This is a genomic window from Anaerocolumna sp. (assembly GCF_032079385.1).
Lineage (GTDB): Bacteria > Bacillota > Clostridia > Lachnospirales > Lachnospiraceae > Anaerocolumna.
The window spans coordinates 1-16,735 of the sequence record NZ_DAMAUC010000025.1; the positions used below are offsets into that span (position 1 = coordinate 1).

The 16,735-nt window shown below is 30.5% G+C and carries 15 protein-coding genes, 1 pseudogene and 1 other annotated feature; of the genes and pseudogenes, 14 read left to right on the forward strand and 2 right to left on the reverse strand.

Annotated features, from left to right (window positions below; all coding sequences use genetic code 11):
- The first annotated feature begins 585 nt into the window (after nucleotides 1–585).
- The gene (locus tag RT261_RS16750) at nucleotides 586–1,008 is read left to right on the forward strand and encodes a hypothetical protein (RefSeq protein ID WP_313134203.1); all 423 of its coding nucleotides are present in this window, start codon (nucleotides 586–588) and stop codon (nucleotides 1,006–1,008) included.
- Here the strand turns inward: RT261_RS16750 and RT261_RS16755 are convergent.
- Nucleotides 995–1,303 carry a hypothetical protein gene (locus tag RT261_RS16755; RefSeq protein ID WP_313134204.1) on the reverse strand — a complete coding sequence of 103 codons (309 nt, stop codon included), beginning with the start codon at nucleotides 1,301–1,303 and terminating at the stop codon, nucleotides 995–997. The genes RT261_RS16750 and RT261_RS16755 overlap by 14 nt on opposite strands.
- Before the next feature lie 52 nt (nucleotides 1,304–1,355).
- Here RT261_RS16755 and RT261_RS16760 point away from each other — a divergent pair, with 52 nt between their 5' ends.
- The 11 genes and pseudogenes from RT261_RS16760 (at nucleotide 1,356) to RT261_RS16810 (ending at nucleotide 11,876) form a co-directional block, all read left to right on the forward strand.
- Nucleotides 1,356–1,928 carry a group II intron maturase-specific domain-containing protein gene (locus tag RT261_RS16760; RefSeq protein WP_313134205.1) on the forward strand — a complete coding sequence of 191 codons (573 nt, stop codon included), beginning with the start codon at nucleotides 1,356–1,358 and terminating at the stop codon, nucleotides 1,926–1,928.
- A 76-nt stretch (nucleotides 1,929–2,004) separates the two neighbouring features.
- A pseudogene (locus RT261_RS16765) lies at nucleotides 2,005–2,139 on the forward strand (IS200/IS605 family transposase); the annotation flags it as partial.
- 569 nt (nucleotides 2,140–2,708) lie between these two features.
- Nucleotides 2,709–3,677 carry a radical SAM/SPASM domain-containing protein gene (locus RT261_RS16770; RefSeq protein WP_313134207.1) on the forward strand — a complete coding sequence of 323 codons (969 nt, stop codon included), beginning with the start codon at nucleotides 2,709–2,711 and terminating at the stop codon, nucleotides 3,675–3,677.
- Between the two features lie 294 nt (nucleotides 3,678–3,971).
- Nucleotides 3,972–4,814: a hypothetical protein gene (locus RT261_RS16775; RefSeq protein ID WP_313134208.1), complete on the forward strand. Its 843-nt coding sequence runs from the start codon at nucleotides 3,972–3,974 to the stop codon at nucleotides 4,812–4,814.
- Nucleotides 4,811–5,983, forward strand: a complete 1,173-nt coding sequence (locus RT261_RS16780) for a PEP/pyruvate-binding domain-containing protein (protein ID WP_313134210.1) — start codon at nucleotides 4,811–4,813, stop codon at nucleotides 5,981–5,983. Before RT261_RS16775 ends, RT261_RS16780 begins: the two co-directional genes overlap by 4 nt.
- A gap of 55 nt (nucleotides 5,984–6,038) precedes the next feature.
- The gene (locus tag RT261_RS16785; RefSeq protein ID WP_313134212.1) at nucleotides 6,039–6,989 is read left to right on the forward strand and encodes an RtcB family protein; all 951 of its coding nucleotides are present in this window, start codon (nucleotides 6,039–6,041) and stop codon (nucleotides 6,987–6,989) included.
- Nucleotides 6,943–8,100: a M16 family metallopeptidase gene (locus tag RT261_RS16790; protein ID WP_313134213.1), complete on the forward strand. Its 1,158-nt coding sequence runs from the start codon at nucleotides 6,943–6,945 to the stop codon at nucleotides 8,098–8,100. Before RT261_RS16785 ends, RT261_RS16790 begins: the two co-directional genes overlap by 47 nt.
- Nucleotides 8,101–8,103: 3 nt before the next feature.
- The gene (locus tag RT261_RS16795) at nucleotides 8,104–9,042 is read left to right on the forward strand and encodes an ATP-binding cassette domain-containing protein (RefSeq protein WP_313134214.1); all 939 of its coding nucleotides are present in this window, start codon (nucleotides 8,104–8,106) and stop codon (nucleotides 9,040–9,042) included.
- Nucleotides 9,011–9,805, forward strand: a complete 795-nt coding sequence (locus RT261_RS16800; RefSeq protein ID WP_313134216.1) for an ABC-2 family transporter protein — start codon at nucleotides 9,011–9,013, stop codon at nucleotides 9,803–9,805. The genes RT261_RS16795 and RT261_RS16800 overlap by 32 nt, the downstream gene beginning before the upstream one ends.
- Nucleotides 9,759–10,565 carry an ABC transporter permease gene (locus RT261_RS16805; RefSeq protein ID WP_313134218.1) on the forward strand — a complete coding sequence of 269 codons (807 nt, stop codon included), beginning with the start codon at nucleotides 9,759–9,761 and terminating at the stop codon, nucleotides 10,563–10,565. Before RT261_RS16800 ends, RT261_RS16805 begins: the two co-directional genes overlap by 47 nt.
- Before the next feature lie 777 nt (nucleotides 10,566–11,342).
- Entirely contained in the window at nucleotides 11,343–11,876 is a 534-nt protein-coding gene (locus RT261_RS16810) for a helix-turn-helix domain-containing protein (RefSeq protein ID WP_313134219.1), read from the forward strand.
- Between the two features lie 58 nt (nucleotides 11,877–11,934).
- On the opposite strand, the gene RT261_RS16815 is transcribed toward RT261_RS16810, so the two are convergent.
- Nucleotides 11,935–12,261, reverse strand: a complete 327-nt coding sequence (locus tag RT261_RS16815) for a hypothetical protein (protein ID WP_313134220.1) — start codon at nucleotides 12,259–12,261, stop codon at nucleotides 11,935–11,937.
- A 445-nt stretch (nucleotides 12,262–12,706) separates the two neighbouring features.
- Nucleotides 12,707–12,960: a binding site (T-box leader), on the forward strand.
- A 61-nt stretch (nucleotides 12,961–13,021) separates the two neighbouring features.
- Between RT261_RS16815 and RT261_RS16820 the strand changes: the two genes are divergently transcribed.
- Together RT261_RS16820 and hisS are read left to right on the forward strand one after the other, a co-directional pair.
- Nucleotides 13,022–14,794 carry an alanine--tRNA ligase gene (locus tag RT261_RS16820; protein WP_313134221.1) on the forward strand — a complete coding sequence of 591 codons (1,773 nt, stop codon included), beginning with the start codon at nucleotides 13,022–13,024 and terminating at the stop codon, nucleotides 14,792–14,794.
- 419 nt (nucleotides 14,795–15,213) lie between these two features.
- A complete protein-coding gene (gene hisS / locus RT261_RS16825; RefSeq protein ID WP_313134222.1) occupies nucleotides 15,214–16,476 on the forward strand; it encodes a histidine--tRNA ligase in 1,263 nt (420 codons plus the stop codon).
- Nucleotides 16,477–16,735: the final 259 nt, after the last annotated feature.

The window sequence follows — 16,735 nt, forward strand, 5'->3', positions numbered from 1 at the left end:
ATGGGTCTGCAACACCCTGATCACCAGTTCAAATCTGGTTGTCGCCTTTATTAGAGAGTCTCTAAATCTTTAGAATTAAGGATTTAGAGATTTTTTGGTTTGTCTGAAAACAGATGTAAGCATTTTTGTCAGTTAGTATATTAATCTATTATACGAAGATTCCGCCTTTTTAGGATTTTGTTGCTTCTTAAAGGGAAACGTCAAATAAAACAGTATATGATATGTTTGGTAGTTTTGTACGAAAATATCCATAATCTAAAAAATCTTGAGAAACTAAATATATTTTATGGAAGATTTATTAGGAGAATACTAATGGATAGGTTAAAGAGCGCAGAATACGATTACAAATCAGCCTTTAGATCGGTTTCATTAAAGAGTGCCGGGCAAGCGGTCTAACATAAAGACAAATAAAGTATCCTTACCTAACTTGGTAAGGATTTTTGATTGTGTCACACTAAAAAATAAGCCACCTGCTATGCAGGTGTGTTTAAAGTGGTCCCTATGTCAAGGACAATAATAAAAAAACCACTTATAAATGTACTTTATATCATGTATCTTATCCGCTAGGAGGAGATGCAGCAAAAGATGAGCCAGCACTGGATCCGATGGATTCGATGCTGGCTCATCTTAATAGTAACTGTATCTGATATGATTATAATGAATAAAAGGTTTATAGGAAGTCTAGATAGTTTTAAGGAATTTATGTTAAGTGATGATGTTCCGAATTATGTTGTTCGTTATTGTAAACATCTCAATGAGATAAAGTGGATATGGTTTTATGCTCAAATGGTTGAAGCCGTCATCATTACTGATGAGCTGGACTATCTGTTTTACATGCTGAAATGGATCTTAAAAACCGATTTTCATGACCTTGCTTATGAAATGTATTTCTATGACATGACTGATCCGGAGTGCCGTCCTGAATCATTGATCCAAGATAAATATTGGGATATGTATAGCGCACATTACCTCACCAGATTTATGCAAGATATGTCTATTTCTCAATGAGTGGATGGTTTCCGGTTAGTAGATATGTTGCATATTGATTTGGTGCCAGTTTTGCTAGTTCCCACTGACTACGATGCTTTGTAGTGCTTGTATCATATGCAGAAAGTATTGCGGATGTAGCTGATTGCTGCAAATATACTATTGGCTGCTTTTCTTCTTTTACTTTCTTGATAGAGCAAACTTCTGTATAAATTCCCCGAAGTTCAAAATCTTCTTCACTACAATACTTAAGAAATGATCTAATGGCTGTAAGCTTCAGATTCATTGTTTTTGCAGCACAATTCTTATTTTTCATCCATGCAATAAAGTCTTTGATGTTATCTCTTGAACTTTCCAAGGAGAAGACTTTGATAACAAACATCAAGGAAGGGTTTGATTTTCTTGGATGGAATTTCAGAAAATATAATGATAAGTTAATAATCAAACCATCAAATAAATCATTGAGCAATGTTGTTAAAAAGATAGGAGAGACAATCCGGGACAATAAAACAGTGAAACAGGAGATTCTAATCTTCAAACTGAACCAGATACTTAGAGGCTGGTGTAATTATCACCAGTCCGTCTGTGCAAAGGAGACGTTCAAAAAACTTAATCACTGTACTTTCGAAATGTTATGGAAGTGGGCAAAACGAAGGCATCCTAATAAGCGCTCCCAATGGATAAAGAATAGGTACTGGGAAAAGAAAGATACAAGGGATTGGATTTTTTCAGATGCTACAAATACATTAATCAGACCTACCGACATACCAATAGTAAGACATGAACGACTGAAATTGGATATGAATCCATACACAGATGAGGAATACTTTCAAAAAAAGAAAGAAAAAAGAAAAACTGCAAAAAGAAAGGCGTACAGAGAAACTACCGCTTTCAAATCTAACCTGACATTGATGACAGAATTGAAAGTTAAGAATGCGTGAGCCGTGTGAAGGGAAACTTTCAAGCACGGTTCTTAGGAGAGGAAGAGCTCGTAAGGGCTCTGACTTATCCAACATAGTAGGAAAAAATGCAAAGAAAATACAAGAATATATACAAAAGAAAATACAAGAAGATTTACAATATGATCAGATGTCATTGAAAGAGTATATAGACCCGTTTACGGGTGAGCCAGTACAAAAAGGCAAAAAATAAAATCCTTTAGGGTTGGCCCGAGAAAATAGTGCGGCTGGCGAACGGTTCAATGCGTCTTTAGACGCAGGCAGGTAAAAGCCCCTTATAGGGGCAAAATCAAGCCATTAGCTAAGCTGGTGGTCTTGACTAATAGGAAATTCCTCAAACCGAAAGATTATAGTGTATAATAGAATAAAAATAAAAAATGGCTTAACAAAAGAGCGAAGGGATTTGCTTTGCGATGACTTTATTTTATGTAATTTTTTGCTTTTAGTTCGAACTGCACTATCTGAAATTTGAAGAAGAATCATGGAAAGTGAATTTATCCATAACCCATAGCCTTTCGATATTGTTCAAATAGTGCATTTTTTTTATAAATATGCAATTAACAGATTATAAAGGCATGTTAGAAAAATTTTGATATATTAACACAGATATAATATATTTATCAGATAAATGTATAATAAAACTTGAAAAGTAGAAAAAATATATTGACAGGTTGGAAGAATCAGGATAAACTATAAAAAGTAAAAGAAAAATATGTATAATATAAGTTATTATAGTAAAATAAAGAAAAAGGAGTAATAAAAATGCAAACATTAGAAGAACAGATGCTAATGATAAAAAATGGTGAAGTCATAGCTCCTTTCCTGGTAGAATTACACCTTACTAATGCCTGTAATCACAACTGTAAATGGTGTATATATAGTGACATAAGAAAAGGTGATAATTCATTTATAACTTATGAAAAAGCAAAAAAGCTAGTTAAAAGTATTAAAAATACAGGTTGTGAGTCTATTGTTTTTAGTGGGGGAGGAGATCCACTAACGCATAAAAATGTAGAAGATATTATAAAATATGCTTATACTTTAGGCATGGAAATTATCTTAATTACAAACGGAGGCTGTTTAAATAGATGTAATATAAATAAATTGAGTGAACATATATCGTTATTAAGAATTAGTGTAGATTCATATGATGATATGTCATATAACTCAATACATCATCCCAAGAGCCATTCTGAAACGTTTTCATCTCTTAGTGAAAGTATAAAAGAGTTTGTAAGGGTAAAAAATAAGACTAAAGTTATATTGTCTTATATTTTGGATAACGAGAGTATAATTGGTTTAAGTAAATTTGTACATAAAGCAATAGAACTTCAAGTAGATGGTATAGATATCAAAACAGAGCATAATCTCACATACACTAATAAAAAGATGTTGATTAAAAAAGCTCATGAATATTTGGAAGATATCAATGTAGAAAGCATGGAAGTCAAATTTGACTCTGTAAAGAGACGTAAAAAGTTTGTTGAGAATCTATGGGTCGGATTATGTTATACTTGCATAATTGAGGCAAACGGAAATATTTATCCATGTTGTCATACAATAGAAGATGATTATCTGATTGGTAATGTAAACGATGAAAGTTTTGAAAACATATGGTATGGTAAACGCCATAAAGATATGGTTAAAGAATATTATGCTAAGAAACAAAGTTGTCCAACTTGCACCGACTCATCTACTTCAAAAATGATATGTAGAATTATAAACGCATAGCTTATAAGTTAATAGGTCTACTAAATAGTTTATTATTTATGGACTTTGTGAGAATAGGAAAGGGGGTATAACATGGGAATGCATATAGCTCATTGGAAATTGAAAAGTATTGCAGAATTAGAAAAGAAAGTTAATAGTTCTAAAAAAACAGTAAAAGCTAACTCCAAAGAAAAGAATAAATAGTTTTTAAAAATTATATTAAACATATTATAACAAAGTCTGTAACTAATGTATTCGGTTATTGAGTTGCATCTGACTCAATAACCGATTTTTAATAATATCAGAAATAGAATCGTGGCTGAATCAGAAAGGATGTATGATATGGTATTAAATTATCTAAAAGATAATTCAATCATATATGATTTTCAATTAATATATGATACAGATAGTAAATTACATTTTGATTTTTATGCATATGGACTCGCAAAAGAGTTGCAATTACTAGCAAATGTGAATGATAAAATGATTCCAGCTTATGGTATGGTAAAAATAAGTAAAGAAAAATATCAAAAAGCCTTGGATAAAATAGATTTAATATGTGATGATTATAATTTATTAATAATTGAAGTAGAAAATATGAAAAATGCTATAAAACGGCTTATAGGTGCGAATATTTTATTAGAAGAATCATTGAATAATGAAAAGGATATGTTTGAAAGTTTGAAATTGTGTTTTAATTCAGTAATTGATGTTATGGCTTATAGGATGATTTCCGAAAAAGCAAGTGAAATGCTTGCAGAATGTGTTAATATAGAACACATTTCTGAATTAGGTGTACCATCATATTTACTTATTTTGAAACAAAATAAAGAAAAAATTAAGAATAACGATGACATTATTATGTTTATAAAAGAATATGGGTATCTTAGTTCTTTTAATATTGCACCAACTCTTTATGAGAGTGAGAAATATTTATCTACTTTAAACAAAGGATGTGGTGGGGTTATACCAATGCATATTAGTTATGATGATTCATATTGTAAAAGCGATATGGATAAAATTGTATATGGACTTTCGTGGTACAGTGAACTAAGACATATTTATCAACTACGTACATTACGTAACTTTAGATGGTATTTTGAAAAAAAACGTTTTGATATACATAAAACTGGTGTAGGGGAGTTGTTTGGATTATGATAAAAAAGCTTATTAATATAAATGAACATGATAAAGTGTATGTTGGTATTAAAGCTTATAATTGTTCTATTATGTTAAAAAAAAAAATTAATGTTGTTGATGGATTTGTATTATATGGTAATCTTAATAAGGATGATTTCACAGTCGCAGAAACACTAATGAAAGATGACGCTTTGTATGTTGTACGCTCGTCAATGAGTGATGAAGATGGAGAGAATATAAGTCTTGCAGGAAGATACCTTACTATCTTTTCTGTGGATAAAAAAACATTAAGACAAGCAGTCAGTGATGTTTATGAACAAGCTGGAAACTGTGAAAAGAAAGCAGTTCTTGTTCAAGAATTAATAGAATCCGAAGTCTCTGGTGTTATCTTTACAAAAAATCCAATATCAGGAAAAGGAGTTCTTATAAATGCTGCTTTTGGTATAGGAGAAAATATTGTTTCTGGAAGCGAAACACCTGATGAATTTGAAATTATAGATGAAATGATTAAGCATTCAATAAATACAAAAAGTAGTGTATTTACATATGGTAAAGAAATGGAGATTGGAAAAGATTTCTTACTTAATAAAAGTACTGCTAGAACTGTTATTCATAATGATGGAAAGTTATTATTAAGTATTTCATTTTTAGATAAGAATAAGCCAGTACTTTATTCAGAGCAAATTAAAACACTTGCTCATGAAGCTAAAAAAATTAAAGAAATTTTTGGCTGTGAACAAGATATTGAATTTGCATATGCTAATCAATCATTTTATTTCTTACAATCAAGACCAATAACTATAGTAACGTCGGATTATAAAAAAAATATAGTTAAACAAAGTAATATAGATAAGCATGAAAAGCAAGTATTTATTGGTCAGAAAGTTTCATACGGAAATTATATAGGAAGAGTAGTTAAGCTTAATGTTAAAGATAAAGTTAAAAAGTTAAATAATCTAGTATTAGTAGTAGATGAATTTTATCCAGAACTTATATATAAACTTGATGATATTGGAGCTATAATTACTGCAAAAGGAGGAAAGTTATCTCATGCAGCGATAGTAGCAAGAGAGAAAGGGATCCCATGTGTAATAGGATTAAAAGAAGAGATTAATAAACTAGAAAATGGTGACTTAGTATTTGTAGATGCTGATTATGGGGAAGTGATATTATATGAAAAATCATAGGTTATATTGTAAAAATGTAAATGATGACTATATTAATAATCGAATAGAATATCTCATGAATCAAGAAGATATTGTTGAACTTATTATTAATTCAGATATAGAAGCAGATTATCAGAGTTTATCACTATCTGGAACAATGATTCGTAGTAATAAATATTTATATCCTGTTGGCTCAGGATTTGATATTGGTTGTGGTTTAGGTGTTTTTAAAACAAATATAAATCTTGATCAAATTAATATTAAAGATTTATTTAATGTAAAAAGTCCTTTTGGGATAAGAAGACAAAAATATAAGCTATATTCAAAAAAAATAGACACATCAACAGAAATAGGGAAAATTCTTTGCGAAGAGAAATTGGGAGATATAGAAACTGGTAATCATTTTATAGAAATAAGAACATGTGAAGGTAATATATACATAGTTATACATAGTGGGATATCTGAATGTATGAAAATGTATTTTGCACAACATATTATAAAATTTTTTAAAGAATTTAATTCAGAAAATCTTGATGCTGATAATACGTACGCAATAAAAATACCAAAAAATAATGAGAAGTCAAAATCATATATAAATGAAGTACAAATTACTAATCAATTTGCAGAAGATAATAGAAAATATATAGCTTATAAGATAGCTGAAAAACTTGGTGGAAAAGTTATTAGTTCTTTTGATTCCTCACATGAATATATTAAAATTGATTGTGATGATATTATTCACTGTAATGGAACGCAGGAATTTAAGGATAGAGATGGAATAATGTTAGCACTTATATTAAGCGGATTTGAAAGGGATAATTATATAGTTGAAATGATTGGTGAAGTTGATTATATTAACCATGGAACTGTAATGCTCAAAAATAACATTAATGGGGAGCGTGTATATTCTTCATTTGAGGAAATTATAGAAATGGAACAATTAAGAAATGTAAAACCTATCTATAAGTTAAGTCCTATTTGTGGATGTAAGAAAGGAAAAAGTGGATATGAATATTGCATTTTATGAAATAAAAGGGCAAAATATTTTAAGTATAAATTTTGTTATTCCAATAGGTACAAAAACTATATACGATGGTAAAGTAAATAAATTTGCGCATTTGGTTGAACATTTATTATTTCATGGACATCCTGAATATAGCCAATATGAACTTATGTTAAAATTAGAAGAGATGGGTGCAATTGTGAATGCAGAAACAAATGATTTTTATACAGAATTATATGCGAGAATTCAAAAAAAGTATCTTAAAAATGTAGTAAAGATTCTTAGTGAAGCAATTTTAATTTTTGATATTAGAAAACAAGATTACTTACGAGAAAAAGAAATTATACGAATAGAAGAATACGATTGGAATAAAACAGGAATGTCATTAATTGGTAATATAGTAGACTCCTGTTTTGAATCAATTAAAAAGGATAGAAGTCCTAGCTTTTTTAACCTTAAAAGCATCTATGAAGCCCTCTATAATAATTGGTCGTTAGTGATTATTGGAGATGTAAGTCCCGAAAATAAAGATGAAATATATTCTTTATTTAAGAGCAATAATAAAAAAGAAATTAATTTTCCGAAAAATATTCTTACTACAAAAATGATTAATAAGAAATTCTATTTTAATAATAAAGTTGATGGGAAACAAGTATTTACATATGTGCATGAATGTACTAAGACAACTGGAATAATAGAAATGAAATTAATTTGTAATATATATGCAGTAGGACTTTCATCTGTATTATATGATTACTTAGTGGCTGAAAATAATTACTGCTATTCAATTAATTTTAAAGACTATGTAGTCGATAACAAGTTTTTTGCTATATATTTTACATACGAAAATATTAAATTTAATGAACTTAAGTCCTATTTTGATAACATCTTCACAGAAGATTTTGTAAGGAATTTACCTATGAAAGAAATTGAAAGAGCTATTAATATGGTAATAACACATACCCTATTAAAGAGAGAAAATACTTCTTCAATTATGAATGACATTATTGAAAATTATATTTTTAATCAAGATATTACTATTAATCAAGATGTATTTGAAGAGGTTAAAAGATTAAGTGTAGAAGATGCAAGAAGTATCGTTATTAAAGCACTTTTCCAATCGGAAGGAGTATAGAATATGATACAAATTGATGGTTTAAACAAGTCGTATGGGAAAAAAAATGAAATAGAAGTCTTAAAAAATATTAGTCTTACAATAAAAGATGGTGAAGTAATTGCACTTTTAGGTCATAATGGTTCTGGAAAATCAACGTTAATTAAATGTTTAGTGGGGGTTTTAAAACCATCAAAGGGAACTATCAAAATGGATGGATATACTACATTTAAGAATAGGAAAAAAATTGTACCAAAGCTTGGAGTGGTTTTCAACCAAAAGCCATCATTTATAGTTGATTTAAATGTATATGATAATTTGCTTTATTTTAAGGTAATATATAATATTAATGACAATGATTTCAATGATATGTTGCAACTTATTGATAATTATCTAAATATAAAGAGCCTTTATAATAAACCTTATCGTAAATTGAGTTTTGGTGAACGTGTAAAATGCGAAATTACGTCAGTTTTATTACATAAACCTAAGTATATCTTATTAGATGAACCAACGATAGGATTAGATTATAATGCTAAAAAAGGATTATATCAACTACTTGATTATATAAAAAAAAATAGAAATGCAACTATAATTATAATTACTCATGAAGTTGATTATATAGAAGGAATCTGTGACCGTGCTATTATTCTAAACCATGGTGAAGTAAGATATGATGGTATTCCACAAAAATTTGGTAGCTATTTAAATCAAAAAACATTAATAAACATTGAATATAACTATATCATAGATGAAGAAATGGCAGAATGTATATTTAAAGAATCTAATTCAGTTGATAAAATTAAAAAAGTTTTTACATATATTTGTTCTCATGAGGAAGATAAAAACTCTTATATTAAAAGGGTTGTGGAAGCCTTTTCAATAAAACTATTAGGTACAAAGACAACTTCATTACGGGAGGTTTTAGAAGATGTTTTGGATGAAATCGAGGGAATTAAATAAAATATTACTAAAGTTTAAGTTAAGTCGATATAAAATGTTTAAAATAGATACTATTTTAAATTTATTAAACAGTTTCACTTATCTTTTAGCAAATCTTCTGTTTTGGTATCTTATAACTGATACAGGATTCTTTATAAAAGAATGGACATATAGTAATATATTAGTATTTATTGCATTTTCTGAATTATTTTTTGGACTTGATAGTTCATTATTCTATATGGTTTCACGTTTCTGGAGAATGATATATTCAGGAGCATTAGATTCACAACTCACAAGACCTTTAGATCCTAGACTTAGATTTATATTACTTAATATAAATTACATAGGCGCATTGAATTCATTCATAACATTTATAATTATTTTAATTGTTTCACAATCCAATCTGAACATATCCTTAATATTTGTTGGTGCTATTATAGTAATTATTTCTAATATCATTCTAGCTTTGATAAGGTTTGTTCTTAGTTATACTGCATTTTGGTTAGGGAAAATGGATGCTATATCTGAACTAGCTGATTGTCTTACAGGTTTTAATAAGTATCCAATGATCATTATGCCAAAAACAATAAAGATTTTATTTAAAACATTATTACCATTTTATTTTTTTAGTACTTTTTCTGCTGAAATTGTTATTCAAAAAATAGATTTTACGACATTTATTTATGGAGCAATGGGAATATTATGCAATTTAATTTTTTGGAGTATTATAAACTCTATTGTCTGGAAGAAAGGAACTGCTAGATATGAAAGCCTTAATGGATAAATATAAATTATTAATAGGGGTACATTTAAAAGCATATCGTAAATATCCAATAGGTTTATTTTTAAAACTTATTTACTTACCAATACAAATGTTAATGTACATCTTTTTATGGTTAAATATTTCAAAATCCAATGCGATTGATTTAAAATATCTTATAACCTATTATTTATTAACAAGTCTACTACTATATGCATATCCTTATACTCATATAGCAAATAACATTGAAAATGACGTAATTGAAGGTGGTATTTCTAATTATTTAGTACGCCCCATAAGTTACATAAATCCTATTTTGTGTCAGTACATAGCATGGATGTGCTTGTATTCAATTATATTTATCCCTGCAATCATATTTGTGTATTTTTTCAGAGGATTTACATTAGTTCAAATTGGATTATTTTTACTGTCAACATTAATTGGTCTAAGTGTAGAATTTATGTTATGGTATAATATGGGGCTAATTACTTTTTTTATCGAAAGAATTCGCGGTGTTATGACTACAGTAATAGCACTCCGTATGTTTATCTCTGGAAGTTTAATTCCATTATCATTTTTCCCTAAGTCAATAAGAAATTTAACTTATTTATTTCCATTCCGATTTTATGTATATGTGCCTGTTAACTCACTATTAGGAGAAGTGGAACATAATGAAATTTTAGCAAATTTAATAATAGGAATTGCGTGGCTTATACTATTAATATTCTTATCCAAATTCTTATGGAACAGAGGAATAAAAAAAATGCAAATAAACATGTCTTAAGAAATCCCTTTTTTAACAAATATAACTTATAAAAAAGTATGAAAAGGAGTTTTAGTCAGCTTTGCAGGTGCATTACAGAAAATTAATGGTAAAATGGGCGGATATAGAAATAGAAGTTTTAGTTTTAAGAATTGGATAATTGATTAGAAAAATGTAAGAGAGTGGATACTTATGATAAAAATAGCTATTTGTGATGACGAAATTGCTATTACTAGTGAATTGGAAAACTGATTCAAGATATAGGAAATGAAAAAACACTAGAGTAGATATTGATATATTTTATTATGATGGACTTACTTATAAAGAGCTTTTGCAATGGTGGAAAGTATGATATATTATTTCTTGATATTTTAATGAAAATACAAGATGGGATTTAATGAAGTAAAAAATATTAGAGAAATAGATTAAGTATGTTTTGATTAGAATATTTTCCATTTTTTACCTGTATAGAACGAGGGTATGAAATAATTTCTGTAAAATAGCTTTTTATGATAATTTTAAAGGCCTGTGTGCTCTAATACTAAGTATACAGGCCTTTCACTCAATATAATATATATTTTTTTGTATGTCAATAGCACCCTTGGATAAGGATGTTATTTTGTATATTTCCTCAATTGAAAATTTAATTTCCACCCTTCCCCTCTCAAAAAGTAGAATTAAGTCTTACAAAAAGGCAAGGTGGATTTTAGTCTTTCAATATTTCTCATAATTCTGTTATACTTTCTATATACTTCCCTTGCTCTGATATGTCCCCCATTTAGAAATGGAGGTAATTCTATGGCAATTCAAAAACACTTAAACCAGGACGAAAGATTGACAATTGAACACTCACTTAATGACCGGCTGTCATTTAAAGCAATTGGTCGTGAACTTAACCGTGACTGCACAACCATTTCAAAGGAAGTTAAAATCCATCGTGTTTTCAAAAAGACTGGCTCCTTCAGTGGCCCCTCTAATAACTGTCTACTCCGCTTTGAATGTGACATCCGACACCTCTGTAAAGTATGTGGTGCAGGTTGCAACAAATACTGCCGTTTCTGCCGGCATTGCATTACTAACTGTGTACTTTATAAACCACAGGTATGCCCACTTCTTAACAGATTTCCCTATGTATGCAACGGTTGTGAAAAACTGTCTCGTTGCACCCTTGAAAAAGCTTTCTATAATGCAATTCCTGCCCAAAAGGAATATAAAGACATCCTTTCTGAATCAAGAAAAGGAATTAATATCACTGAAAATGAAGCTGTGCATCTGGAGCAAGTCATAAGCTGTATATTCCGACTGTGTAGTACCATCTGCACGGTAAATTAGTACCAGTCTCACGGAGGATGAGAACCACCCTCACGGAGACAGTACCACTTATAAGTTACTATAGGTATTTCGTATTATCATGACCATGGGCTAACTGTGATATAAAATCAACCCACTCTTTAGAATCCATAGGATCCTGATTATTATAGAGTAGCTTAATATAGGCGTCGTACGCTGAATTGCCAACATAACGGCCTGCTAAGTTTGCCAGAATATCACTCCTTAGAAATTCACAATCTGGTTTCTCAAGATAGTTGCTAAGAGTATAACGTGTTCGTACAATTTCCGCTTCAAGATGCTTAATGTCTTTTACGAGACAATCAGTCAGTCTACAAAATTCATAGAGTATCATACACTCATCGCAGCATTCATCAAGTTCAATCATTGACGTTACCTCCTTTTTTAGTGGCTCTTAAACCATGACGCTCACGCATAGATATCCGTCCATCAATCATTACCTCATAGGAGTTGTGAACTTAACTTGGGAACAGGTTGGCAGATATTTTCTGTTACCAGTAAATATAAATAAGAATAATATAGATTGCAAAATCTAAATATGTGTAGATATTCATTTTTAATCCCAAAAACCGGAGCATTGACAGAATAATGGTACTGGATGAATTGGTTGAAAGAGGAGTCCTTAAATCATTAACGGGGGATCAGAAGAAAGGTGTCATGACGGTAATTTTTTGTGACACATTACCAACTGAGTTTAGTACTCTAATAAAGGTGTAGAAAATTAAAAACAATATTTTCATAGTAGGAATTTAAAAATAATTTTTTCATTTGACAAATGGTGTAAATAATGATATCCTACATTTAATTTATATTTAAAGGCTATGAAGAGAAATAGTAAACGTTAATAGAGTTACAGAGAGAAGATGGTGGTGCGAATCTTTACGAAGGTAGCGTGGAAGCAGTCTCGGAGCTATGAACCGAACAGAGAAATCTAAGTAGACTTCATCGGAATTTCCACCGTTAAAAGGAAATTGGTATCGGGTAAATGTAATTACCCCGTACTAACTGAGTGCAGGTCTATCCTTGAATTTAGGTGGTAACACGGACATAATAGTTCGCCCTAAGCTGAATTAATCAGCTTAGGGCTTTTTTTTATTATAAAATTTTATAAGGAAAGGAGTATTACAATGACGGCAAAAGAGTTAAGAAGAATGTATGTTGATTTTTTTAAGGAGAGAGGGCATTTTGAAATCGCCTCAGCTTCACTGCTACCAGATAACGATCCTACAGTCCTATTTACCACAGCTGGTATGCATCCGCTAGTCCCTTATTTATTAGGTGAGAAGCATCCACAAGGTAAACGTTTGGTTAATGTTCAAAAATGTGTAAGAACAGGTGATATTGATGAGGTCGGTGACGATACTCACCTTACATTTTTTGAAATGCTTGGGAATTGGTCTCTGGGAGATTATTTTAAAGAAGAGTCTATCTCGTTAAGCTTTGAGTTTTTAACAACTATTTTGCAAATTCCTATGGAGCGAATTGCAGTTACCGTTTTTAGTGGTGATGAAATAATTCCCAGAGATGATAAAACGGCCAATATGTGGAAATCCAAGGGATTAGCAGATGATCAAATATTTTTTTATGGCAGAGATGAAAATTGGTGGGGCCCAGTAGGTTTAACAGGACCTTGTGGTCCGGATACTGAAATATTTTACGATACGGGGAAAAAGCCTTGCTGTAAGGCTTGTGGACCCTCCTGCCACTGTGGTAAATATATTGAAATATGGAATAATGTTTTCATGGAGTATAACAAGGATAGCGATGGTTCTTATAAACCGTTGCTAAATAAAAACGTGGATACTGGAATGGGAATGGAACGAGTTTTGACGATTATAAATGGTAAAGATAATGTATATGATACTGAATTATTTATACCGGTAATGAGTAAACTTAAAAGTTTAACAGATATAGCATATTCGGAGGAAACGAAAAAGGAATTCCGTATAACTTGTGAACATTCCAGGGCAATCACATTTATACTTGGTGATTCTAAGAAAATAACTCCTTCTAATACAGAACAAGGTTATATTTTAAGAAGATTAATTAGAAGAGCGATAAGATTAATAAAAAAGCTTGGAATTAGTAACAACATTCTTTGTGACTTAGCAAGGGTAATAATACAACAATACAAAGATGTATATAATGAACTTGAAGAAAACCATAACTTTATCTTAGAACAAATAGAAAAAGAGTATTCTTTATTCAGAAAAACTCTTGACTCAGGATTAAGAAAGGCAGAACAATATTTTTCCCTATTAAAAGAAAATGAATTATTAAGTGGTGAACTTGCTTTCAGATTATATGATACTTTTGGATTTCCCATTGAATTTACAATGGAATTAGCCATTGAGCGGGGAGTAGAGGTGGATATTGCAGGTTTTGAGAAAAGATTTAAAGAGCATCAGGAGAAGTCAAGACAAGGAGCAGAAGGAAAATTTAAAGGTGGCCTTGCTGATACCAGTATCCAGACAGCGAGACAGCATACAGCTACTCATCTTTTGAATGGTGCATTAAGAGAAGTGTTAGGTGATGGAATATTTCAAAGGGGCAGTAATATAACGGAAGAAAGATTACGATTTGATTTCTCTTTTGACAGAAAAGTAACTGCAGATGAACTAAATGAAGTATCAAGGATTGTAAACGAAGCCATCGATAAAAGTATTGATGTTATATGCGAGGAAATGACATTGGGTGAAGCTAGAGAATCAAATGCAATTGGAATATTTGATAATAAGTATGGTGATAGAGTTAAAGTTTATACGGTTCCTGGTTATTCCAAAGAAATATGTGGAGGACCACATGCATCCAATACAAATGAGTTGGGGAGATTCATAATACTAAAGGAAGAAGCCTCTTCGGCTGGCGTTAGGAGAATTAAGGCAAAAATCGTGTATTAATCGATTGCGTCTGTGATGGTATTCCATTCTCATAGAATACTTGGAAAAGCAGATTTTGTGTGAAGACTGGTGTTAAACACCTGGCGCTGCACAACTTTTTATCCTACGATTAAATGTCACGTCGCCAATATTGCATACAGCTTTTTGATTGAAGCAATTACCTTGACGTATCCTTGATTATGAGGTATTATCAAAATAATAAAATTGTAAATTGGAGGAGACATAATGTATTTATCTAATATGCATCATCATAATTACTGGAGAAGCTAGCCTATGAAATTCATGGGCTTGTTCTAGTGGTTATGCCCATGAGATGCTTATTAGATAAAGGTAATGTCTTTATATATTAATCAGCCATTTGGGTATAACCTGGATGGTTTTTTTAGTACAAATATAAAATTCAATAGGAGGAAAATATAATGGCATTTATCAAAACACCGGTGAAAGGTATGTGTGATTTATTACCAGAAGAAATGAGATTAAGGGAATATGTGCTCTCTATGATAAAAGAAACCTATGAGTTGTATGGCTTTTCGCAAATAGAAACACCTATTGTGGAACATATTGAGAATTTAATAGGTAAGCAAGGTGGAGAGAATGAAAAATTAATGTTTCAAATCATGAAAAGAGGAGAGGAACTGAAAAGGGCCTTTGATGACGGAAAGTGGGAGCTAGCGGACTCTGGAATGCGCTATGATTTGACGGTTCCATTGGCAAGATATTATGCAAACAATATGAGCAAATTAACTATGCCCTTTAAATCATTACAAATAGGTAATGTATTCAGAGCAGATAAACCACAAAAAGGAAGATTCCGTCAGTTTATGCAGTGCGATTTAGATATATTAGGTGATAATACAATTTTAGCTGAAATAGAACTGATTGCTGCAACTTCCACAATGTTAACGAACATTTTCAAAGAAGTGGGTATTTCTGAATTCACAGTGCACATCAATGATAGAAGAATATTAAAAGCAATGGGTGACTATGCAGGATTTTGTGAAGAAGATTTTGATGAAGTGTTCATAATTCTTGACAAGATAGATAAACTAGGGGCAGACAAAGTGAAAGAAGAATTACTGTTAAAAGGTTATCCTTTTGAGAAAGTGTCAAAATTTATTTCTATTTTTAGTAATAGGAATGAAGAAAGTAGTTGTGCAGAGTATTGCGAATTTTTAGCAAAGGATTTTGTGGACACGCAGGTTATAAAGAACATAGATACCATAATTGCCTGCGTTAAAAAAATGATTAACAAGGATGTGAAATTAGTTTATAATCCGGCATTAGTAAGAGGAATGTCCTACTATACGGGTACTATTTTCGAGATAAGTATCATAGGATATAATTTCTCAATAGCAGGTGGTGGACGTTATGATGAAATGATAGGCAAATTCTGTGGTCAGAACATTGCAGCATGTGGATTTTCCATCGGATTTGAGCGAATTATAACAATCTTAAAGGATAATGTAAAATGGGATAACTATAGGAAGAAAAAGAGAATCGCCATTTTAGTTGATAAAAATCTTTGCTCTGAAAAGATAATTGAAATATTTGAAGAAGCAACCAGATTAAGAGAAAGCGGAAATATAGTTTTGGTTCAGCCACTAAATAAGAATGTTAAATTTCAAGTTGAAAATCTTGAAAAAGATGGTTATACGGAGATTCGGAAAGTATATAACTAGTATGGGATTAGATTTTAATCCTCTCAACATAAATAAACTCCATATAAAGATACAAAATGAACAGATAGAAAATTATCTGTTCTCGCTGAAAACATCATAGAAAATAGAGTAAAATCAAGGCTTATTAAAGTGTACTTAAAAAGGAAAAAATCACACAACAGGAGACGGTTTCAAATTCTGTGTTTTAGATTTTTGGTTCTTTAATTATTTTAATAAATCCATGAATTGCCGTAAAGGTTCACTTGACTTGACCGCATTT